The sequence below is a fragment of the Pseudomonas sp. GW823-FHT06B06 genome (assembly GCF_058795195.1).
The window spans coordinates 23,975-44,547 of sequence record NZ_JBXAHO010000025.1; the positions used below are offsets into that span (position 1 = coordinate 23,975).

The 20,573-nt window shown below is 60.7% G+C and carries 20 protein-coding genes and 1 pseudogene; all 21 read left to right on the forward strand.

Features of this window, described 5'->3' with window-relative positions:
- The first annotated feature begins 76 nt into the window (after positions 1–76).
- The 21 genes and pseudogenes from fabF to AC1Q8Q_RS21525 all read left to right on the forward strand — a co-directional run bounded on the left by fabF (position 77) and on the right by AC1Q8Q_RS21525 (position 20,468).
- Positions 77–1,321 carry a beta-ketoacyl-ACP synthase II gene (gene fabF, locus AC1Q8Q_RS21425; protein ID WP_033043585.1) on the forward strand — a complete coding sequence of 415 codons (1,245 nt, stop codon included), beginning with the start codon at positions 77–79 and terminating at the stop codon, positions 1,319–1,321.
- Positions 1,321–2,136 (forward strand): aminodeoxychorismate lyase, encoded by an 816-nt coding sequence (gene pabC, locus AC1Q8Q_RS21430; RefSeq protein WP_020799938.1) that lies wholly within the window; start codon positions 1,321–1,323, stop codon positions 2,134–2,136. The genes fabF and pabC overlap by 1 nt, the downstream gene beginning before the upstream one ends.
- A 3-nt stretch (positions 2,137–2,139) precedes the next feature.
- Positions 2,140–3,441 carry an endolytic transglycosylase MltG gene (mltG, locus tag AC1Q8Q_RS21435; protein ID WP_033043584.1) on the forward strand — a complete coding sequence of 434 codons (1,302 nt, stop codon included), beginning with the start codon at positions 2,140–2,142 and terminating at the stop codon, positions 3,439–3,441.
- 19 nt (positions 3,442–3,460) lie between these two features.
- Positions 3,461–4,093 (forward strand): dTMP kinase, encoded by a 633-nt coding sequence (tmk, locus tag AC1Q8Q_RS21440; protein WP_020799940.1) that lies wholly within the window; start codon positions 3,461–3,463, stop codon positions 4,091–4,093.
- Positions 4,086–5,072 (forward strand): DNA polymerase III subunit delta', encoded by a 987-nt coding sequence (locus AC1Q8Q_RS21445; RefSeq protein WP_033043583.1) that lies wholly within the window; start codon positions 4,086–4,088, stop codon positions 5,070–5,072. The genes tmk and AC1Q8Q_RS21445 overlap by 8 nt, the downstream gene beginning before the upstream one ends.
- Positions 5,073–5,108: 36 nt before the next feature.
- A pseudogene (locus AC1Q8Q_RS21450) lies at positions 5,109–5,192 on the forward strand (PilZ domain-containing protein); the annotation flags it as partial.
- Between the two features lie 13 nt (positions 5,193–5,205).
- On the forward strand, positions 5,206–5,991 hold the full coding sequence (locus AC1Q8Q_RS21455) for a TatD family hydrolase (RefSeq protein ID WP_020799942.1): 786 nt from the start codon (positions 5,206–5,208) through the stop codon (positions 5,989–5,991).
- 342 nt (positions 5,992–6,333) lie between these two features.
- Complete coding sequence (locus tag AC1Q8Q_RS21460; protein ID WP_007945721.1) at positions 6,334–6,972, forward strand: TetR/AcrR family transcriptional regulator; 639 nt, start codon at positions 6,334–6,336, stop codon at positions 6,970–6,972.
- A gap of 138 nt (positions 6,973–7,110) precedes the next feature.
- A complete protein-coding gene (locus tag AC1Q8Q_RS21465; RefSeq protein ID WP_033043580.1) occupies positions 7,111–8,079 on the forward strand; it encodes a GTP 3',8-cyclase MoaA in 969 nt (322 codons plus the stop codon).
- 155 nt (positions 8,080–8,234) lie between these two features.
- On the forward strand, positions 8,235–8,843 hold the full coding sequence (locus AC1Q8Q_RS21470; protein WP_168758794.1) for a DUF4823 domain-containing protein: 609 nt from the start codon (positions 8,235–8,237) through the stop codon (positions 8,841–8,843).
- A 16-nt stretch (positions 8,844–8,859) separates the two neighbouring features.
- The gene (locus AC1Q8Q_RS21475) at positions 8,860–9,420 is read left to right on the forward strand and encodes a DUF1285 domain-containing protein (RefSeq protein WP_033043579.1); all 561 of its coding nucleotides are present in this window, start codon (positions 8,860–8,862) and stop codon (positions 9,418–9,420) included.
- Positions 9,421–9,524: 104 nt separating this feature from the next.
- The gene (locus tag AC1Q8Q_RS21480) at positions 9,525–10,241 is read left to right on the forward strand and encodes a FadR/GntR family transcriptional regulator (protein ID WP_168758793.1); all 717 of its coding nucleotides are present in this window, start codon (positions 9,525–9,527) and stop codon (positions 10,239–10,241) included.
- 99 nt (positions 10,242–10,340) lie between these two features.
- Complete coding sequence (locus tag AC1Q8Q_RS21485) at positions 10,341–11,216, forward strand: SMP-30/gluconolactonase/LRE family protein (RefSeq protein WP_492615469.1); 876 nt, start codon at positions 10,341–10,343, stop codon at positions 11,214–11,216.
- Positions 11,217–11,484: 268 nt separating this feature from the next.
- Positions 11,485–12,303 (forward strand): SDR family oxidoreductase, encoded by an 819-nt coding sequence (locus AC1Q8Q_RS21490; RefSeq protein ID WP_020799948.1) that lies wholly within the window; start codon positions 11,485–11,487, stop codon positions 12,301–12,303.
- A 99-nt stretch (positions 12,304–12,402) separates the two neighbouring features.
- Entirely contained in the window at positions 12,403–13,407 is a 1,005-nt protein-coding gene (locus AC1Q8Q_RS21495; RefSeq protein ID WP_083349643.1) for a substrate-binding domain-containing protein, read from the forward strand.
- A 64-nt stretch (positions 13,408–13,471) separates the two neighbouring features.
- The gene (gene araG / locus AC1Q8Q_RS21500) at positions 13,472–15,028 is read left to right on the forward strand and encodes an L-arabinose ABC transporter ATP-binding protein AraG (protein WP_033043754.1); all 1,557 of its coding nucleotides are present in this window, start codon (positions 13,472–13,474) and stop codon (positions 15,026–15,028) included.
- Positions 15,029–15,040: 12 nt separating this feature from the next.
- Positions 15,041–16,009 (forward strand): L-arabinose ABC transporter permease AraH, encoded by a 969-nt coding sequence (gene araH, locus AC1Q8Q_RS21505; RefSeq protein ID WP_032832152.1) that lies wholly within the window; start codon positions 15,041–15,043, stop codon positions 16,007–16,009.
- Positions 16,010–16,207: 198 nt separating this feature from the next.
- Entirely contained in the window at positions 16,208–16,921 is a 714-nt protein-coding gene (locus AC1Q8Q_RS21510) for a GntR family transcriptional regulator (protein ID WP_020799951.1), read from the forward strand.
- Positions 16,918–17,916 carry an ADP-ribosylglycohydrolase family protein gene (locus AC1Q8Q_RS21515; RefSeq protein WP_489326141.1) on the forward strand — a complete coding sequence of 333 codons (999 nt, stop codon included), beginning with the start codon at positions 16,918–16,920 and terminating at the stop codon, positions 17,914–17,916. The genes AC1Q8Q_RS21510 and AC1Q8Q_RS21515 overlap by 4 nt, the downstream gene beginning before the upstream one ends.
- Before the next feature lie 175 nt (positions 17,917–18,091).
- Positions 18,092–19,546, forward strand: a complete 1,455-nt coding sequence (locus AC1Q8Q_RS21520) for a purine-cytosine permease family protein (RefSeq protein WP_168758791.1) — start codon at positions 18,092–18,094, stop codon at positions 19,544–19,546.
- Positions 19,539–20,468 carry a PfkB family carbohydrate kinase gene (locus AC1Q8Q_RS21525; protein WP_020799954.1) on the forward strand — a complete coding sequence of 310 codons (930 nt, stop codon included), beginning with the start codon at positions 19,539–19,541 and terminating at the stop codon, positions 20,466–20,468. The genes AC1Q8Q_RS21520 and AC1Q8Q_RS21525 overlap by 8 nt, the downstream gene beginning before the upstream one ends.
- Positions 20,469–20,573 lie beyond the last annotated feature (105 nt).

Genomic DNA, 20,573 nt, shown 5'->3' on the forward strand with positions numbered 1-20,573 from the left:
ACCGCACTGCCATCATGGCGTGCGGTTTTTTCTTTAGGCCTGATGCAAAGTCGTCATTTGAAAAAAGGAGAGTGCTGTGTCGCGTAGACGCGTCGTAGTCACCGGTATGGGTATGTTGTCGCCACTGGGCACGGATGTGCCGAGCAGCTGGCAGGGCATTCTGGCTGGCCGCAGTGGCATTGGTCTGATCGAACACACCGACCTTTCTGCCTATTCCACCCGTTTTGGCGGCTCGGTAAAGGACTTCAAAGTCGAGGATTACCTGTCGGTCAAGGAAGCTCGCAAGCTCGACCTGTTCATTCAGTACGGTCTGGCCGCAGGTTTTCAAGCAGTGCGCAATGCCGGTCTGGAAGTGACCGACGCCAATCGCGAGCGCATCGGCGTGGCCATGGGTTCGGGTATCGGTGGACTGACCAACATCGAAGAAACCAGTCGTACCTTGCATGAGACCGGCCCGCGACGGATTTCCCCGTTCTTCGTGCCTGGCTCGATCATCAATATGATTTCCGGCTTCCTGTCCATCCACCTGGGCGCACAGGGGCCTAACTATGCCATCGCCACGGCGTGTACCACCGGTACGCACTGCATCGGCATGGCTGCTCGCAACATCATGTACGACGAAGCTGACGTGATGATCGCCGGCGGTGCCGAGATGGCAGCCTGCGGACTGGGCATGGGTGGTTTCGGCGCTTCACGCGCGCTATCGACCCGCAACGACGAGCCGACCCGCGCCAGCCGCCCATGGGACAAGGGCCGTGATGGCTTCGTATTGTCCAATGGCGCCGGTGCGCTGGTGCTGGAAGAGCTGGAACACGCCAAGGCCCGTGGCGCTACCATCTATGCCGAACTGATCGGTTTCGGTACCAGTGGCGATGCCTACCACATGACTTCGCCGCCAGCCGATGGCGCGGGGGCTGCACGTTGCATCACCAATGCGCTGCGTGATGCCAGGATCAATGGCGATCAAGTGCAGTACATCAACGCCCACGGCACCTCGACGCCGGCTGGCGACCTCGCTGAAGTCAATGCGATCAAGTCGGTGTTTGGCGAGCACGCCTACAAGTTGGCCGTCAGCTCGACCAAGTCGATGACCGGTCACTTGCTGGGTGCGGCGGGCGCGGTCGAGGCCATCTTCAGCGTGCTGGCGATCAACAGCCAGGTGGCGCCACCGACCATCAACCTCGATGAGCCGGACGAAGGCTGCGACCTCGACTTCGTGCCGCACACCGCGCGCAACATGGATATCGATGTGGTCGTGTCCAACTCCTTCGGTTTTGGCGGCACCAACGGCTCGCTGGTGTTTCGCCGGTTTGCAGGCTGATGGACAGCTGGGTCGACGGTCAGCCGGCTGACGCATTGTCGCTGAAGGATCGCGGCCTGGCCTACGGCGACGGTCTGTTCGAGACCATCGCCGTGCATGATGGCTTTCCGGTCCTGCTGGATCGTCATCTGGTGCGGCTGGCCAAGGGGTGCCGGCGGTTGGCAATCAATCTGGATCATGCTGCCGTGGTTTCGGAGGTGTTGACCTATGCCGAGCAACTGAACGACGGCGTACTCAAACTGATCATTACCCGCGGCGACAGCCTGCGCGGTTATGCTTTCGATCCTTCGGCCCAGGCCCGTCGTATCCTGACGGGTAACCCTCCTGCGGTTTACCCGCAGGCTCATGCGGAGCAAGGCATTCGCCTGTTCCCGTGTACCACGCGACTTTCCTTTCAACCCCTTCTTGCAGGTCTCAAGCACTTGAACCGTCTTGAGCAGGTGATGGCGCGTGCCGAATGGCAGGACACCGAACATGCTGAAGGCTTGATGCTCGATCAAGCCGGTCGCGTGATCGAGGGCGTGTTCAGTAACGTGTTCCTGGTGCATGACGGCGTGTTGATCACCGCAGATTTGAGCAGCTGCGGCGTAGAAGGTGTGATGCGTGCCGAATTATTGTCTCAGGCGGAATCTTTAGGTATCCCCCTGCAAATCACCGATATCACGCTTGAGCAGCTGCAAGGCGCTGACGAAGTTTTTGTCTGCAACAGCGTGTATGGCGTTTGGCCGGTGCGCGCCTATGCCGCACTGAGCTGGCCGGTTGGGCCGCTCACCCGTAAACTCCAAACCATTGCCCGCGCGCTACTGGATGCTTGATACGTGAGACGTAAATTCTTGCTGCTGCTGGAAACCGGACTGGTTCTGGCGGGGCTGATGTTAGGTGCTTCTGCCTGGAAAATTCATTCGGCGCTGGTACAGCCGCTGAATATCAAACAGGAAGAATTGCTGGAGGTGCCCAAGGGCACTACCCCGAACCGCACTTTCCTGCGAATGGAAGCCGATGGCGTCATCAAGGACGCGTTCTGGCTGCGCGTCTACTGGCGCTTCAATTTGCCCAAGCAGCCGTTGCACAGCGGCGAGTACCGCATGACGCCCGGCATGACCGTCGAAGGTCTGATCGATCTGTGGAAGCGCGGGGAAATGGTGCAATACAGCCTGACCCTGGTCGAAGGCTGGAATTTCCATCAGGTCCGTGCGGCCCTGGCCAAGGAAGAAAAGCTCGAGCAAACCTTGAAAGGCCTGAGCGACAGCCAGGTCATGGACAAGCTCGGCCATAGCGGGATTTTTCCCGAGGGACGATTCTTTCCCGACACTTATCGCTTCGTGCGTGGCATGACCGACGCCGAATTGCTCAAAACCGCTTACCAGCGCCTCGACGACGTACTGGCCAAGGAGTGGAGTCAGCGTGCCGCCGACCTGCCTTACTCCGGTCCCTATCAAGCCCTGATCATGGCCTCGCTGGTGGAGAAGGAAACCGGCGTGCCACAGGAGCGCGGGCAAATTGCCGGCGTGTTCGTGCGTCGGATGGAGATCGGCATGCTGTTGCAAACGGACCCAACGGTGATCTATGGCCTGGGTGACCGTTACAACGGCAAGCTGACTCGCGCCCATCTCAAGGAAGCGACCCCCTACAACACCTATATGATTTCCGGCTTGCCGCCGACACCGATTGCCATGGTCGGCCGCGAAGCCATCCACGCGGCACTCAATCCGGTGGAAGGCACCAGCCTCTACTTTGTCGCTCGCGGCGACGGCAGCCATGTGTTCTCCGATGATCTGGACGCGCACAATAATGCCGTGCGAGAGTTCCAGCTCAAGCGTCGCGCCGATTATCGCTCCAGTCCGGCACCGGTGGGCTCGCCCGAAACGCCGGATTCCGAGGCGTCGCCAACCGATGCACCGCCAATGGAGGTGCCGCAAACCGAAACGACGCAGCCCGAGGCTTCCGAAGCCCAGCCCCCTGTCCCGGCGGCTTCGCCCGACTCAGCGCCAGACTCAGCGTCAGACTCAGCGCCCGAGGCTGCACCTGCGGTGCCCGCGCAAGATCCCGTGCCTGAACCTGCTGCAACGCCGGAACCGCAATCCGAACCGAACACAACACCACCGCAAAGCCCGCAATGAATCTGACTAAGGACTGCCTGTGACTGGCTTGTTTATTACGCTGGAAGGCCCGGAAGGCGCCGGCAAGAGCACCAATCGCGAATACCTGGCCGAACGCCTGCGCGCTGCCGGTATCGAGGTGCTGCTGACCCGCGAACCGGGCGGCACGCCGCTGGCCGAACGCATTCGCGAAGTGCTGTTGGCGCCGGTCGATGAGGTCATGAACCCGGACACTGAACTGTTGCTGGTGTTCGCGGCGCGCGCCCAGCACTTGGCCGAAGTCATACGCCCGGCGCTGGCCCGCGGTGCCGTAGTGTTATGTGATCGCTTCACCGATTCGACCTACGCCTACCAGGGCGGTGGCCGCGGCTTGTCGCTGGAACGTATTGCGACGCTGGAAACCTTTGTCCAAGGCGATCTGCGCCCTGACCTGACGTTGATTTTCGACCTGCCGGTGGAAGTGGGGCTGGCGCGCGCCAGTGCCCGTGGACGTCTGGATCGCTTTGAGCTGGAGGGCCGGGCCTTTTTCGATGCCGTGCGCAGTGCCTTCCTCAAGCGCGCAGCAGCGGAGCCTGCGCGGTACGTGCTGATCGACGCCGCACAACCGTTGGCACAGGTCCAGCAATCCCTGGATGCCCTGCTGCCACGCCTGTTGGAGCTGAGCCGTGGCTGAAGCCTATCCATGGCAAGACAGCCTCTGGCAGCAACTGGCGGGTCGTGCGCAACACGCCCATGCTTATTTGCTGCATGGCCCGGCCGGAATCGGCAAGCGGGCCCTGGCCGAACGCTTGATGGCCAGTTTGCTGTGCCAGCGTCCGACCCCGCAGGGCGCTTGTGGCGAATGCAAGTCGTGCCTGTTGCTCAAGGCCGGCAGTCATCCCGACAACTACATCCTGGAGCCGGAAGAAGCCGACAAGGCAATCAAGGTCGACCAGGTGCGCGACCTGGTCAGTTTCGTGGTGCAGACCGCGCAACTGGGTGGGCGTAAAGTAGTGTTGATCGAACCGGTCGAGTCGATGAACATCAACGCCGCCAACGCCTTGCTCAAAAGCCTGGAAGAACCGTCTGGCGACACGGTATTACTATTGGTCAGCCACCAGCCCAGTCGGCTGTTGCCGACCATCAAGAGTCGCTGTGTGCAGCAAGCCTGTCCGCTGCCGGGCGAGGCCATGAGTCTGGACTGGCTGGCCACGGCCTTGCCGGACTGTTCGCCGCAAGAGCGCATCGAGTTGCTGACGCTGGCAGCCGGTTCGCCTCTGGCCGCCGTGAACCTGAACGCCCAGGGCGTGCGCGAGCAGCGCGCGCAAGTGGTCGATGGGGTGAAGAAGTTGCTCAAGCAGCAACAATCGCCGACACAGTTGGCCGAAGGCTGGAATGCGATTCCGTTGTTGCTGCTGTTCGACTGGTTCTGTGATTGGTCGAGCCTGATCCTGCGCTATCAGCTGACCCAGGATGAAGAAGGGTTGGGGCTGACGGACATGCGCAAGGTGATCCAGTACCTGGCGCAAAAAACCGCTCAGGACAAAGTCCTGAATATCCAGGACTGGATTCTCGCCCAGCGCCAGAAGGTATTGAGTAAAGCCAACCTCAACCGGGTGTTGTTGCTGGAGGCGCTGCTGGTGCAATGGGCGACGCTGCCTGCCCAGAGGTGACCGCCTGCGCCTGGAGTCTGCGCATCAGCCGTCATTGAAGGCGATAATACTGCATGCAGTCGAATCGAAACCTACCTGGCCGGACCACTGAAATCCGACCGTCCCACTCATACGATGTAAGTTGCAGCCCTTTATGCTCGTAGATTCCCATTGTCACCTTGATCGCCTCGACCTTGCCGCCCATGACGGCTCGTTGGATGCCGCCCTGGATGCGGCCCGCCAGCGTGGGGTAGGGCACTTCCTGTGTATCGGCGTCAGCGCTGACAACGCGGCCGATGTCAAAGCCCTGGCCGAGCGCTATGACGATGTCGATTGTTCAGTCGGCGTGCATCCGCTGGATGTGCAGCCGGGGGCGGCGCCTGCCTTGGACTGGCTGTTGCACGAGCTCAACCATCCGCGCGTGGTGGCGATCGGTGAAACAGGTCTGGATTATCACTACGAGCCGGAAGCGGCGGAGTTGCAGCAGCAATCTTTCCGATTGCACCTGCAAGCAGCGCAGCAGACCGGCAAGCCGGTGATCATCCACACTCGAGGCGCACGCGCCGATACCTTGAACCTGCTGCATGAGGCGGCGCTGCCCCAGGCAGGCGTGCTGCACTGCTTCACCGAGGACTGGGACATGGCGAAAGCCGCCCTGGACATGGGTTACTACATTTCCCTGTCCGGGATTGTCACATTCCGCAACGCCGACGCGTTGCGCGATGTGGCAAGCAAGGTGCCGGCCGATCGTTTGCTGGTGGAAACCGACTCACCGTACCTGGCGCCGATCCCTTACCGTGGCAAGCCGAACCTGCCGCAGTACGTGCGCGAAGTAGCGGAATTTCTGGCAATGTTGCGGGGTGAGCCCTACGAGCGATTTGCCGAGCAGACCACTGAGAACTTCAAGCGGTTGTTTCCGTTGGCGCATGTAAAAGGCTAAATCGCAGGCAAAAAAAACCCGGGTTCTGGGGGGTGAATCCGGGTTAAGACCATTAGGAGTAAAACAATGGCACGCGGTCCGTTGGTACCAATATCGGCGTGACACTTGGGGGAGATGCCCCGCCGACAGTTCAAGTATTGATCAGTATTTCGCACCGTCCAGTTTGTAGGCCGTGGTTTTTAAACATATTTGGAATACGGGCGCTTCAGAAGAGTTCTCATCAACAGACGATGTTGCGAGAAATCATCAAGAAACACAGATATGGTCGGATGATCCGTGCATTTTTGCGCAATTTAGGCATAATACGCGGCTTCGAATTTTGACCCCTACAGACCTTTTCTTATGCATAAAGAACCTCGTAAGGTCCGTGAGTTTCGTCGCCGCGAGCAAGAAATTCTCGATACCGCGCTCAAGCTGTTCCTCGACCAGGGTGAAGACAGTGTCACCGTCGAGATGATTGCTGATGCTGTCGGTATCGGCAAAGGCACGATCTACAAGCACTTCAAGTCCAAGGCCGAAATCTATCTGCGCCTGATGCTCGACTATGAGCGCGATTTGAACGAGCTGTTGCATTCGGCCGATGTCGACAAGGACAAGGAGGCCCTGTCCCGCGCCTATTTCGAATTCCGCATGCGCGACCCGCAGCGGTACCGGTTGTTTGACCGCCTGGAAGAAAAGGTCGTCAAGGGCAACCAGGTGCCGGAGATGGTCGAGGAGCTGCACAAGATCCGCGCCTCGAACTTCGAACGCTTGACCTTGCTTATCAAGGGCCGGATCAGCGAAGGCAAGCTTGAAGACGTGCCACCTTATTTCCATTACTGCGCGTCCTGGGCGCTGGTGCACGGAGCCGTGGCGCTCTACCACTCGCCGTTCTGGAGCAATGTGCTGGAAGACCAGGAAGGCTTCTTCCAGTTCCTGATGGACATCGGCGTGCGCATGGGCAACAAGCGCAAGCGGGACAGCGATACCCCGAGCAGCTGAGCCATTCAGCCACCTTATTGCTCGTTATTTCGCTACATGGCGCAGCAGCGCAGGAATATACTCAGGCAGAGGGCTTGCTAAAACTTGAATTGTGAGTCAAGTTTTAGCAAGCCCGAATATTCTTGCGCCGGAGTGATCATGATCGTTGACCGACAAGGCAGGCGTTTTCGCAATTTGCGAGTCAGCCTGACCTCAGCCTGCAATTACGCTTGTACCTACTGCGTGCCCAACGGCAAGCGGCTGGTGGCTGCGCAGGATGAATTGTCGGCCGAAGCCATGGCGCGTGGCGTCGCGTACCTGATCGAAGCGGCGGGTATCGAGCGCTTGCGCATCACCGGTGGCGAACCGCTGGTCAGTCCGAAACTCGAAGCCTTCATGGCGGCCGTCGGCCAGATGGGGCTGCAGGACATCAGCCTGACCACCAACGGCCAGCTACTGGCGAAGAAGCTGCCGATCCTGGTGGATGCCGGCATTCGACGCATCAACGTTTCCCTCGATACCCTCGACGCTTCTGCGTTTCGCGGCATTGCCCGTGGCGGTGATCTGGCGACGGTGCTTGAGGGCATGGACCAGGCCCGTGCAGCGGGCATGAAGGTCAAGGTCAACATGGTGCCGCTGCGCGGCCAGAACCTCGATCAGGTGATGCCGCTGCTCGATTACTGCCTGGAACGCGGTTATGAACTGCGCTTCATCGAGTTGATGCGCATGGGCCACCTGGCCAGCGACTCCAATGCCTTCCTGCAGCAGTTTGTCAGCCTGCAACAGCTGCTGGGCCTGATCGGCGAGCGCTATGAATATCTCCAGGCCGATGCGCCTGTCGATGCCACCGCTGTGCGTTATGAAATTCCGGGGCTGGGGCATTTCGGCGTGATCGCCAATGAAAGCGTGCCGTTCTGCCGCACCTGCTCGCGGTTGCGCCTGTCGTCCACGGGCTGGCTGCATGGCTGTTTGTCGTCAAGCAATCGCCACTATGTTGGCGATCTGCTGGACAAGCCGCGTCATCAGGCGCTTCCGGCGTTACAGCGGTTGTTGGTCAAGGCGTTGGGCGACAAGCAGGAAGTGGCGTTTTCCGGTGGTGCTACCGTCATGAAGATTATCGGCGGCTGAGTCGGCCTCTTCGCGAGCAGGTATGGCGCCAACCCTTGTGGGAACGAGCCTGCTCGCGAATGCGATTTATCAAGCGGCGACGCACTTGAGCTGGCGCAAAAGCTGCATCCTACGGCCATTCGCCGGTTTTCCGTCACCGGCCCCTGGAGGATAGGATGCGTAGCCTGGTTTTGCTGCTGGCCATTATGGCGCTCGGTGGCTGCATGAATGTCAGCGACATGGCCGAAGGGACTCGCTACCACATGAGTGACGCCGGCCTGCTGGACCACAGCGACAGCCGCCGGGTGAATAACCTGCGTATCCAGCCGGACTCGTTCGTCTACATTGCCCAGGGCGCCTTTATGCCGCCGGGCAGCGCCGTCTACCCGCGCCCCAATGTGATCGCCGAAGTCGCCTTCGATGGTTTCGTCGAGTATTTCCCGATGGTCCGCCGCGCCCGCACACCGCAAGGCCTTGACCAGGCCATGGGCGAAGCCCGTGCCGTCGGTGCCCACTACCTGCTCTATACCCGTTTCGCCAAGTCCGATGACCGCATTGGCAACTCGGATGAATGGCTGGATCAGGAGGCCGTGGATCGCCTTGGTATCGATACCGGCGTGATTCAGATCATGTTGATCGAGACCAGCACCCAGTATTTGATTGATACTGCACGTATCAACAGTCGTGGCGGTCTACTGACATTCCACGACGAAAAACCCGAAGACCTGATGGGCCCGCCGCTGCAGCAGTACGCGCGTAGCCTGTTGGGGCTCAGCGACCAGTAATTTCAAGGAGAGCACCATGAGTGGCCCGCAAAAAGCCAATGACCTGCTGGGGCAAATCCCCAAGACCCAAGGCTTGCCACCGGTCCACTTGTGGAACCCCGATTTTTGCGGCGACATCGACATGCGCATCGCCCGCGACGGCACCTGGTATTACCTGGGCACGCCGATCGGACGCAAGCCGATGGTCAAGCTGTTCTCCACCATCATTCGCCGCGACGGTGATGATTACTTCCTCATCACTCCGGTCGAGAAGGTCGGGATCAAGGTCGACGATGCGCCTTTCGTGGCGATTGCGGTGGACGTGGACGGCGAGGGCGAGGCGCAGGTGTTGCGCTTCACCACCAATGTCGACGAAACCACCGAGGCCGGTCCCGAGCACCCGATTCGCGTGGTGATCGATCCAGCCACTCAAGAGCCGGCGCCTTACGTGCATGTGCGCACCAATCTCGAAGCGCTGATCCATCGCAATGTGTTCTACCAACTGGTAGAGCTGGCGGTGACGCGGGAGATCGACGGGCAGCGATGGCTAGGCGTGTGGAGCGGTGGAGAGTTCTTCCCCATCGGCCTTGAGCCCTGACACTTCCCCCACAATGATTTCGGCAGTTCCTCACAAAATCAAATTGACAGCCAATCATATGATGATTAGCGTGGACACCCATCACAAACGGTTTTGAGGTGTCCATGTCCAGCAGTTTTCACGCCTCGACGGTCGATTGGCTGGGCTGCTGGATCGCTGCCCGGCACGTCAAGCCGGGGGAGACGCTCAAGGTCGAAGCTGACCTCGGCGAACAACTGGGTGTCAGTCGCACCGTTATCCGCGAAGCCATCAAGACCCTGGTTGCCAAGGGCATGCTCGAAGTCGGGCCGAAAGTCGGTACGCGGGTGTTGCCGGTACGGCGCTGGAACCTCTTCGATCCACAGGTCGTAGGTTGGCTGTCACGCAGCGGCTTGCCGGAAAACTTCGTCGATGATTTGCTCGACTTGCGCCGCACCATCGAACCGATGGCCGTGCGCTGGGCTTGCGAGCGTGCGACCGCCGAACAGCTCGATGCCATTTTACGAGCCTACAACGCATTGGCGCGAGCGGTGGAAAGCGGAGTCGATTACAACCGCGCCGACCAGCTCTTCCACGAGTGCATTCTCGCTGCCAGCCACAATCAATTCATCGAGCAAATGGTCCCGGCCCTGGGCGCGCTGTTGGCAGTGTGTTTCGAAGTGTCCGCCGCCAACCCCGACGAGCTGCGCCGCACCTTGCCCATTCATAAAGACATGGCCGACGCCATCGCCGCCCGGGACACCGCGCGGGGTGTGTGGGCCTGCATGACCCTGATCGATAACGCCGACCTGGCGATCAAGCGCTATTACCCGCAGGTCATGGCCGGGAAAAAAGCCGGCTGACAACCTGTAGAAGCTGGCTTGCTGGCGATGCGGCTCTTAAGGACGCTATCGCCAGCCAGCCGGCTCCTACCGAAAAACAATAAAAAAGCAGGAGGTTTCATGACGTTGACTGCGGTTACCGAGCACCGGGCGCAACTCGGCGAAGGTCCGTTCTGGGATGCGCCGACCCAGGCGCTGTACTGGGTGGACATTGCCGGCAAACAGGCGCTGCGGTTGATCGGCGCCAACGTGCAGATCTGGCAGATGCCGGAGCATGTGTCGGCGTTCATCCCCTGTGCGAGCGGTGATGCGCTGGTGACCTTGAGCAGCGGCGTGTATCGGCTTGACCTTGATTCCCCGGGGTTGGAACCGCGACTGAGCTTGTTTTGCGTCGCGGATCCGCAGCCTGGTAACCGCGCGAACGAAGCCCGCTGCGATTCCCAGGGCAGGCTGTGGCTTGGCACCATGCAGAACAACATCGGCGAGCAGGGCGAAGACCTGCCCGTCGAACGGCGTTGCGGTGGCCTGTTCCGAATCGATAGCGATGCGCGGGTCACGCCACTGCTGCGTGGGCTGGGCATCCCCAATACATTGTTGTGGAGCGACGACGCCACTACCGTCTATTTCGGTGACAGTCTCGACGGCACGTTGTGCAGATACTTCATTCGTGCCGATGGCCATCTTGACCCGGCACAGGCCTGGTTCGGTCCTCATCCACTCGGCGGCCCGGACGGCTCGGCAATGGACGCCGAGGGTTTTGTCTGGAATGCCCGATGGGACGGCAGTTGCCTGCTCAGGCTGACACCGGACGGGCAGGTCGATCGGGTAATCGAACTGCCCGTCAGCCGTCCGACCAGTTGCGTATTTGGCGATGCGGACTTGAAAACCCTGTACATCACCAGCGCCGCGAGCCCCCTTGGGCATCCGCTGGATGGGGCAGTGCTGGCGATTCGCGTCGACGTTGCAGGAAAGTCCTGTAGCCGGTTTTCAGGTTAAATCCCTAAATATGGGATGCGAATATATATATTGAGATTTCCTGCGCGTCGGGTTTATAGTCGGCGCCATCAGTTACACGCATTCACACTTACAAAAACAAAACAGGTGAAGTGATGCAGCGATATTCCCCCGCACTCCCTCGTGGAGTCCGCGTTTCAAAGCACCCCGATGCTGAAACGTTTCGCGCCTGCCTGTTTCTTCCTCAACGCCCTATTGACCGGACCTGACGTCCGGTTTTCGTCGTGCTTTCGAACAGGAGTCCTGATCCATGGCTGAACCTCTTTCGTTACCACCGGTGCCCGAGCCACCCAAGGGCGAGCGCCTGAAAAACAAAGTCGTACTGTTGACCGGCGCCGCCCAGGGCATCGGTGAGGCGATCGTAGCGACCTTCGCTTCCCAGCAGGCCAAGCTGGTCATCAGCGATATCCAGGCCGAAAAAGTCGAAAACGTCGCGGCACAGTGGCGGGGCAAAGGGGCTGACGTAGTGGCGATCAAGGCCGACGTTTCCCAGCAGCAGGACTTGCAGGCGATGGCCAGGCTGGCGGTTGAGCTTCACGGGCGAATCGACGTGCTGGTCAATTGCGCCGGGGTCAACGTGTTCCGAGATCCGTTGGAAATGACCGAGGAAGACTGGCGTCGCTGCTTCGCCATTGACCTGGACGGTGCCTGGTACGGCTGCAAGGCCGTATTGCCGCAGATGATCGAGCAGGGCATCGGCAGCATCATCAACATCGCCTCCACCCATTCCACCCACATCATTCCAGGCTGCTTCCCTTATCCGGTAGCCAAGCACGGCCTGCTCGGCCTGACCCGCGCCCTGGGTATCGAATACGCACCCAAGGGCATTCGCGTCAACGCCATCGCGCCGGGCTACATCGAAACCCAATTGAACGTCGACTACTGGAACGGCTTTGCCGACCCCCATGCCGAACGTCAGCGCGCCTTCGACCTGCACCCGCCGCGGCGCATCGGCCAGCCAATCGAGGTGGCCATGACCGCGGTGTTCCTGGCCAGTGATGAAGCACCGTTCATCAACGCTTCGTGCATCACCATCGATGGCGGGCGCTCAGTGATGTACCACGACTAGGTCATCCGGGTCTCAGGTGCAAAACTGCGCCTGAAATTCAATCATCATACGATATGACTATTGGCACTACGCTCAACAAAAACAACAAGGAGTCAGCTTATGAATCGTCGTCATGCCATCCGTTCCCTATGCTGCGCCGCCGTGGCGGTCAGCGCGTTCAGCCTGAGCAGCACGCTGCTGGCGGCTGAGGAAGTGAAAATCGGATTCCTGGTCAAGCAAGCGGAGGAGCCCTGGTTCCAGACCGAATGGGCCTTCGCTGAAAAGGCTGGCAAGGAAAAGGGCTTCACCCTGATCAAGATCGCCGTGCCTGACGGTGAGAAAACCCTGTCGGCCATCGACAGCCTGGCGGCCAACGGTGCCAAGGGTTTCGTGATCTGCCCGCCGGACGTGTCCCTGGGCCCTGCAATCATGGCCAAGGCCAAGCTCAATGGCTTGAAAGTGATCGCCGTGGATGACCGCTTCGTCGATGCCAGCGGCAAGTTCATGGAGGACGTCCCTTACCTGGGCATGGCCGCCTTTGAAGTCGGCCAGAAGCAAGGCAGCGCCATGGCCACCGAGGCGAAGAAGCGCGGTTGGGAGTGGAAAGACACCTATGCGGTGATCAATACCTTCAACGAACTCGACACCGGCAAGAAACGCACCGACGGCTCGGTCAAGGCGCTGGAAGATGCCGGCATGCCCAAAGACCACATCCTGTTCGCGGCCCTGAAAACCCTCGACGTACCAGGCAGCATGGACGCCACCAACTCGGCACTGGTGAAGCTACCGAGCGCGGCGAAGAACCTGATTATCGGCGGTATGAACGACAACACTGTGCTGGGCGGCGTGCGTGCCACTGAAGCCGCCGGCTTTGCCGCGTCGAACGTGATCGGCATCGGCATCAACGGCACCGACGCCATTGGCGAGCTTAAGAAACCCGACAGCGGCTTCTACGGGTCGATGCTGCCAAGCCCGCACATCGAGGGCTACAACACCGCCAGCATGATGTACGAGTGGGTCACCAGCGGCAAAGAACCGGCGAAATACACCGCCATGGATGACGTGACACTGATCACGCGCGACAACTTCAAGCAGGAACTGGAAAAGATCGGCCTGTGGAACTGAGGGCCGGTTGATTTCATCGGTAACCCTGGCAGCAGGGTTGCCTGATCTGTGCGATGAGGTGGTTATGGCGCAAACACAAGTACAACAACACACCGGCAGCTCTTTGAGTGGCAGTGGCAGCTTGCGCTTCAACGGGATTGGCAAAACCTTTCCCGGTGTGAAGGCGCTGGACAACATTAACTTCGTCGCCCATCCGGGGCAGGTTCATGCCTTGATGGGCGAGAACGGTGCCGGAAAGTCGACCCTGCTGAAAATCCTCGGCGGCGCCTACACCCCGAGCAGTGGCGACCTGCAGATAGGCGGCCAGACGATGGCGTTCAAGTCCACGGCCGACAGCATTGGCAGCGGGGTCGCGGTGATTCATCAGGAACTGCACCTGGTGCCGGAAATGACCGTGGCGGAAAATCTGTTTCTCGGTCACTTGCCGGCCAGTTTCGGCTTGATCAATCGCGCAACTTTGCGCCAGCAAGCCCTGGCCTGTCTCAGGGGCCTGGCCGACGAAATCGACCCGCAGGAGAAAGTCGGGCGCCTGTCGCTCGGTCAGCGGCAGCTGGTCGAGATCGCCAAGGCTTTGTCCCGTGGCGCGCATGTCATTGCTTTCGACGAGCCCACCAGCAGTCTTTCGGCGCGGGAGATCGACCGCTTGATGGCGATCATCGGTCGGCTGCGCGATGAAGGCAAAGTGGTGCTCTACGTCTCCCATCGCATGGAGGAAGTGTTCCGCATCTGCAACGCGGTGACGGTGTTCAAGGACGGCCGTTACGTGCGCACCTTCGAAGACATGAGCGAGTTGACCCATGATCAGTTGGTCACCTGCATGGTCGGTCGGGACATTCAGGACATCTACGATTACCGCCCGCGCCAGCGCGGCGCGGTGGCGTTGAAGGTCGACCGCCTGCTCGGGCCAGGCCTGCGCGAACCGGTGAGTTTCGATGCGCACAAGGGCGAGATCCTTGGCTTGTTCGGCCTGGTCGGCGCGGGGCGCACGGAATTGTTTCGCCTGCTTAGCGGGCTGGAACGCAACAGCGCCGGCCGTCTTGAACTGCGCGGCCATGAACTGAAACTGCGCTCGCCCCGGGATGCGATTGCGGCCGGGATCCTGCTCTGTCCCGAAGACCGCAAGAAGGAGGGCATCCTGCCGCTGGCAAGCGTCGCCGAGAACATCAACATCAGCGCCCGTGGTGCGCATTCAACCTTTGGTTGCCTGTTGCGTGGCCTGTGGGAGAAGGGCAACGCCGACAAGCAGATCAAGGCGCTGAAGGTAAAAACGCCACACGCCGGGCAACAGATCAAGTTCCTGTCCGGTGGCAACCAGCAGAAGGCCATTCTCGGTCGCTGGCTGTCGATGCCAATGAAAGTCCTGCTGCTCGACGAGCCCACCCGTGGCATCGACATCGGCGCCAAGGCCGAAATCTACCAGATCATCCATAACCTGGCCGCCAGCGGCATTGCGGTGATCGTGGTGTCCAGCGACCTGATGGAAGTGATGGGCATTTCCGACCGCATCCTGGTGTTGTGCGAAGGCGCACTGCGCGGCGAACTGAGCCGCGAACAGGCCAATGAATCCAACCTGCTGCAACTGGCTTTGCCGCGCCAACGCGCTGACGGCGTGGCGAACTGAGAGGTGACTATGATGACAACCCAAAACGAAACCCTGCCGACTGCACGCAAACCCCTGGACCTGCGGCGCTTTCTCGATGACTGGGTGATGCTGCTGGCGGCCGTCGGTATCTTCGTGCTCTGCACCTTGCTGATCGACAACTTCCTCTCGCCATTGAACATGCGCGGCCTGGGCCTGGCGATTTCCACCACCGGGATCGCGGCATGCACCATGTTGTACTGCCTGGCGTCCGGGCATTTCGACTTGTCGGTGGGGTCGGTGATCGCCTGCGCCGGGGTGGTTGCCGCCGTGGTGATGCGCGACACCGACAGCGTCTTTCTCGGTGTCAGCGCGGCGCTGGCGATGGGGCTGATCGTCGGCCTGATCAACGGCATCGTGATTGCCAAGCTGCGAGTCAATGCGCTGATCACCACGCTGGCGACCATGCAGATCGTGCGCGGCCTGGCCTACATCTTTGCCAATGGCAAGGCGGTGGGGGTGTCCCAGGAGTCATTCTTCGTGTTCGGCAACGGCCAGTTGTTCGGCGTACCGGTGCCGATCCTGATCACCATCGTCTGCTTCCTGTTCTTTGGCTGGTTGCTCAACTACACCACCTACGGGCGCAACACCATGGCCATCGGCGGCAACCAGGAAGCGGCGCTGCTGGCGGGGGTCAACGTTGACCGGACCAAGATCATCATCTTCGCCGTACACGGCCTGATCGGTGCACTGGCCGGGGTGATCCTGGCATCGCGCATGACCTCGGGCCAGCCGATGATCGGCCAGGGTTTCGAGCTGACGGTGATCTCGGCCTGCGTGCTCGGCGGCGTGTCGCTCAGTGGCGGGATCGGCATGATCCGGCATGTGATTGCCGGGGTGTTGATCCTGGCGATCATCGAGAACGCGATGAACCTGAAGAACATCGATACGTTCTACCAGTATGTGATCCGCGGATCGATCCTCCTGCTGGCCGTCGTCATCGACCGCCTCAAGCAGCGTTAACCCCACAACTGATCATTCCCACGCTCCGCGTGGGAATGCCTCAAGGGACGCTCCGCGTTCCAGCTCTCGAAAGGGACGCAGAGCGTCCCGGGCTGCATTCCCACGCAGAGCGTGGGAACGATCAAGCCGCACTCCCTTCTGTCATCTCCCGTAAATATTTCTTGCCCGTCGCAACTCGTTTCGGGTATCAATTTGTACATGATTAGACAGGTACGATTCGACAAGAAACAACGGGTGGTCGACGAACTCATCCGGCGCATCGAAAGCGGCCTCATGGAGGACGGTTTTCATCTGCCGGGCGAGCATCAGTTGGCTCAAGAATTCAAAGTCAGCCGAGGAACCTTGCGTGAAGCGCTAGCCGAGTTGAAACGGCGCAACTACATTGCGACGCAAAGCGGGGTCGGTTCCATCGTCACCTTCGACGGGGTGGTACTGGATCAGCGCAGCGGCTGGGCGCAGGCCCTTGCCGACAGCGGCGCACTGGTCAATACCGAAGTGTTGCGGCTGGAAGCCGTGAGCCGTCCCGACCTGCTACCGCGTTTCGGCACTGACCAGTTCATCACCCTGGACCGTCGCCGCCGCTCCAACGATGGCACGCTGGTCTCCCTTGAACGCTCATTGATGCCTGCTACCGGCGGCCTGGAAAGCCTGCCGCGGGTTGGCTTGATCGATAACTCGCTGACCATCACGTTGGCCGCCTATGGCTATATCGGCGAGCGCGGTGATCAATGGATCGGCGCCGAGCCGTTGAACGCCACCGATGCCGAACTGTTGGGGCGGCCGGTCGGCACGGTTTTCCTTAAGGCCTTGCGCACCACCTATGACCGGAAAAACCGTTTCATGGAACAGGTGGAAAGCCTGCTCGATCCTGTGCATTTTCGCCTGCACCTGCAATTCGGACCATCGAAATGACTGCGCTCGATCGTGCGCTAGGCGCGTTTTACGGCCTGGCCCTGGGCGATGCGCTTGGCATGCCGACCCAATCCCTTAGCCGCAGCCAGATTCAGGCGCGCTTTGGCGAGATCACCGGCCTTGAAGATGCCGGTCCCGATCAGCCGATCGCCGCCAATATGCCCAAGGGCTCGATCACCGACGACACCGAACAAGCCATTCTGGTCGGTCAATTGTTGGTCGAAGGTCAAGGCAACATCCAACCCGCGGTACTCGCACAGCGCTTGATCGAATGGGAAGCCGTGATGCAGGCCAAGGGCTCGCAGGACTTGCTCGGCCCTTCGACCAAGCGCGCGATCGAAATGATCCTCGCCGGCCACTCGCCCGAAGAAGCCGGTCGGTACGGCACTACCAATGGCGCGGCGATGCGGATCACGCCGGTCGGGATTGCCGCGGATGTGTCCAAAGCCGAGCGCTTCATCGATGCCGTGGTGCAGGCCTGCCAGGTCACCCACAACACCACGCTGGGCATTTCCAGCGCGGCGGCGGTGGCGGCGGTGGTGTCCGCCGGCATCAACGGCATGGACCTGGGCGAGGCGCTGAACCTCGGCCAGCAAATCGCCCAGCAAGCCGAAGGCCATGGTCACTGGGTAGCCGGCGGACGAATCGCTTCGCGCATCAGTTGGGCGCGCAGCATCAGCGTCGACAGTGACAAGGCGTTGCTCGCCGATGTGCTGTACGACGTGATCGGCACCTCGGTGGCTTCCCAGGAGTCGGTGGTGGTGTCGTTTGCCCTGGCCCAGCAAGTGGCCATAGGTGAAATGAATGCCTTTGATGCACTGTGCATGGCCGCCAGCCTGGGTGGCGACACCGACACCATCGCGGCGATTCTGGGGGCGATGCTCGGGGCTTGCCTTGGGTTGGAGAGTTGGCCGGTGGTGATGATCGAGAAGGTCAAGGCGGTCAATGATCTGGAACTTGAACCCCTCGTCAAAGGACTCCTCACCCTGCGCTGAGGAGCCCCTGTAGGAGCTGCCGCAGGCTGCGATCTTTTGATCTTGGCGGCCTTGAGGTCGCTGAAAATCAAGGTCAAAAGATCGCAGCCTGCGGCAGCTCCTACAGGGGATTGTCGCGGGCCACCCAATATCTGAATTGCCCACAACCACAAAAATGGCAACAGGAGCATTTTTCATGAGTTCATCGAACGCCGGGCAACTGGAAACCCGCGGCATCGAACCGGTGCCGGAGGCCGAGTGCAATGGCCATCCGCTGCAGCTGTTCTGGGTCTGGTTCGCTGCCAACATTTCCATTCTCGGCCTGCCGCTGGGCGCGACCCTCGTGGCGTTTCGCGGGTTGGCGATCTGGCAGGCAGTCATCGTCGCGATCCTCGGTGCCGCCGGTTCCTTCGCGGTGGTCGGGATCATATCCATCGCCGGTCGTCGTGGCCGCGCGCCAAGCCTGACACTGTCCCGCGCCATCTTCGGCGTGCGCGGCAATATCGGCCCGACCCTGGTATCGCTGATGTCGCGCCTGGGCTGGGAAACCGTCAATACCACCACTGCCGCGTTCGTTCTGCTGTCGCTGTGCTCGATCCTTTTTGGTTCGCCGGTAGAGGCCAAAAGCGCGCCACTGCTGACCCTTGTGTTCATCGCGATTTTCGTGCTGCTGACCTTGTCGGTTTCCGGCCTCGGTCACGCCACATTGCTGGTGATCCAGAAGTGGGCGACCTACGTGTTCGGGGCACTGAATATCCTGGTCGGCGGCTTTCTTTGCGCCACCATCGACTGGAGCGCGGTGTTCAACGCCACACCGGCACCGATGAGCGCGATGATCATCGGTATCGGCACCATGGCGGCCGGCACCGGGATCGGCTGGGCCAACGCTGGCGCGGACATGTCGCGCTACCAGCACCGCAGCGTGAAGGCCGTGCGCCTGGTGGCGTCAGCGGCGTTCGGCGCGGGCATTCCACTGGTGCTGTTGATCACCCTCGGAGGCCTGTTGTCGGTGGGCAACAACGACCTGGCCCAGGCCGCCGACCCGATCATCGCCATCCGCGACATGCTGCCGACCTGGATGGCCGTGCCCTACCTGATCACCGCGTTCGGTGGCCTGCTGCTGTCGAACAACCTGTCGGTGTACTCCGCCGGCCTGACCACGCTGACCCTCGGTCTTAAAGTCAAGCGCGTCTACGCCGTGGTGGTAGACATCGTGGCGATTTTCGCCGGTTCGATTTACTTCATGTTGATCGCCGACAGTTTCTACGGCCCGTTCATCACCTTCATTTCCCTGTTGGCGGTGCCGATCACGGCATGGGTAGGGATCTTCGTGGTCGATCTGATTCATCGTCACTATTACAGCCCCAAGGACCTGCTGGACGTCAGCCCGCTTAGTGCCTACTGGTATCACGGCGGCGTCGAGTGGCGCGCGTTCGGTGCCTGGGCGGTGGCGATCGTGCTCGGTTTCAGTTTCACCACCATCGGCACCACGGCAGAAAACGTCTGGTTCAAAGGCTTCCTGTCCGACTCGTGGCTGGGGCATAACGGTCTCGGCTGGATCGTGACCTTCGTGGTCGCCGGTGGCATTTATCGGGTACTTGGCGGGGCGAAGGATCGTCGGGCCGCGTTGATCGAGAATGCTCATGCCTAAGTTGCTGCACACCGGCCAGGTCATCATCGACCTGGTGATGGCCGTGGATAAACTGCCGCAAGCGGGGGGCGATGTATTGGCGCAGTCCGCGAGTTTCCAGGCTGGCGGCGGTTTTAATGTGATGGCAGCCGCCCAGCGCAATGGTCTTTCGGTGGTCTACCTCGGTCGCCACGGCACCGGGCGATTCGGCGACCTGGCGCGTGAAGCAATGAACGCCGAAGGCATCCGGATCGGCATTGCTGAGCGCGCCGAGCGCGATACCGGGTTATGCGTCGCCATCACCGACGCCTCGGCCGAACGCAGTTTCGTTTCCTACATCGGTGCCGAAGGCGAATTGACTGCGCAAGACCTGGGCAGCGTGCCGGTCGAGGCGGGCGATTATGTCTATGTCAGCGGCTACAGCCTCCTGCAGGCGGGGAAGGCGCGGGCGCTGGTGGATTGGGTGCTGGCGTTGCCGAACGGGATCAATGTGGTGTTCGATCCGGGGCCGTTGGTGGATTCCCCGGATGCGCCGCTGATGCAGGCGTTGCTGGCGCGCATCGACGTGTGGACCAGTAACAGCGCCGAAGCGTTGAAGATTACAGGCGCGACGAAAATCGACCAGGCGTTGGATCGTCTGGTCGAATATTTGCCGCGCGATGTGCTCATGGTCGTTCGCGACGGGCCGCAAGGATGCTGGATTCAGCAGCCGGGCGAACGTCGACATGTACCAGGCTTCAAGGTGCAGGCGGTAGACAGCAATGGCGCCGGCGATGCCCATGCCGGGGTGTTCGTGGCGGGGTTGGCGCAGGGGTTGTCTGCGCTTGATGCCGCGCAACGGGCCAATGCGGCCGCGGCGCTGTCGGTGACCCGGTGGGGGCCGGCGACTTCGCCTGGGGCTGCTGAGGTGGATGAGTTGATCCGCAAGAGTATCGGCGCCTGATCTACCGCTTTCGTCGGAACGCCTTCGCGAGCAGGCTCGCTACCACATTTCGACCGGATTCTACCTGAAGAAACGCGATCAAATGTGGGAGCGGGCTTGTTCGCG

Bases quoted from the DNA above. Each gene is read 5' to 3' on its own strand.
- pabC (WP_020799938.1), top strand. From the start codon at position 1,321: ATGGACAGCTGGGTCGACGGTCAGCCGGCTGACGCATTGTCGCTGAAG.
- AC1Q8Q_RS21455 (WP_020799942.1), top strand. From the start codon at position 5,206: ATGCTCGTAGATTCCCATTGTCACCTTGATCGCCTCGACCTTGCCGCC.
- AC1Q8Q_RS21460 (WP_007945721.1), top strand. From the start codon at position 6,334: ATGCATAAAGAACCTCGTAAGGTCCGTGAGTTTCGTCGCCGCGAGCAA.
- AC1Q8Q_RS21465 (WP_033043580.1), top strand. From the start codon at position 7,111: ATGATCGTTGACCGACAAGGCAGGCGTTTTCGCAATTTGCGAGTCAGC.
- AC1Q8Q_RS21470 (WP_168758794.1), top strand. From the start codon at position 8,235: ATGCGTAGCCTGGTTTTGCTGCTGGCCATTATGGCGCTCGGTGGCTGC.
- AC1Q8Q_RS21475 (WP_033043579.1), top strand. From the start codon at position 8,860: ATGAGTGGCCCGCAAAAAGCCAATGACCTGCTGGGGCAAATCCCCAAG.
- AC1Q8Q_RS21480 (WP_168758793.1), top strand. From the start codon at position 9,525: ATGTCCAGCAGTTTTCACGCCTCGACGGTCGATTGGCTGGGCTGCTGG.
- AC1Q8Q_RS21485 (WP_492615469.1), top strand. From the start codon at position 10,341: ATGACGTTGACTGCGGTTACCGAGCACCGGGCGCAACTCGGCGAAGGT.
- AC1Q8Q_RS21490 (WP_020799948.1), top strand. From the start codon at position 11,485: ATGGCTGAACCTCTTTCGTTACCACCGGTGCCCGAGCCACCCAAGGGC.
- AC1Q8Q_RS21495 (WP_083349643.1), top strand. From the start codon at position 12,403: ATGAATCGTCGTCATGCCATCCGTTCCCTATGCTGCGCCGCCGTGGCG.
- araG (WP_033043754.1), top strand. From the start codon at position 13,472: ATGGCGCAAACACAAGTACAACAACACACCGGCAGCTCTTTGAGTGGC.
- araH (WP_032832152.1), top strand. From the start codon at position 15,041: ATGACAACCCAAAACGAAACCCTGCCGACTGCACGCAAACCCCTGGAC.
- AC1Q8Q_RS21510 (WP_020799951.1), top strand. From the start codon at position 16,208: ATGATTAGACAGGTACGATTCGACAAGAAACAACGGGTGGTCGACGAA.
- AC1Q8Q_RS21515 (WP_489326141.1), top strand. From the start codon at position 16,918: ATGACTGCGCTCGATCGTGCGCTAGGCGCGTTTTACGGCCTGGCCCTG.
- AC1Q8Q_RS21520 (WP_168758791.1), top strand. From the start codon at position 18,092: ATGAGTTCATCGAACGCCGGGCAACTGGAAACCCGCGGCATCGAACCG.
- AC1Q8Q_RS21525 (WP_020799954.1), top strand. From the start codon at position 19,539: ATGCCTAAGTTGCTGCACACCGGCCAGGTCATCATCGACCTGGTGATG.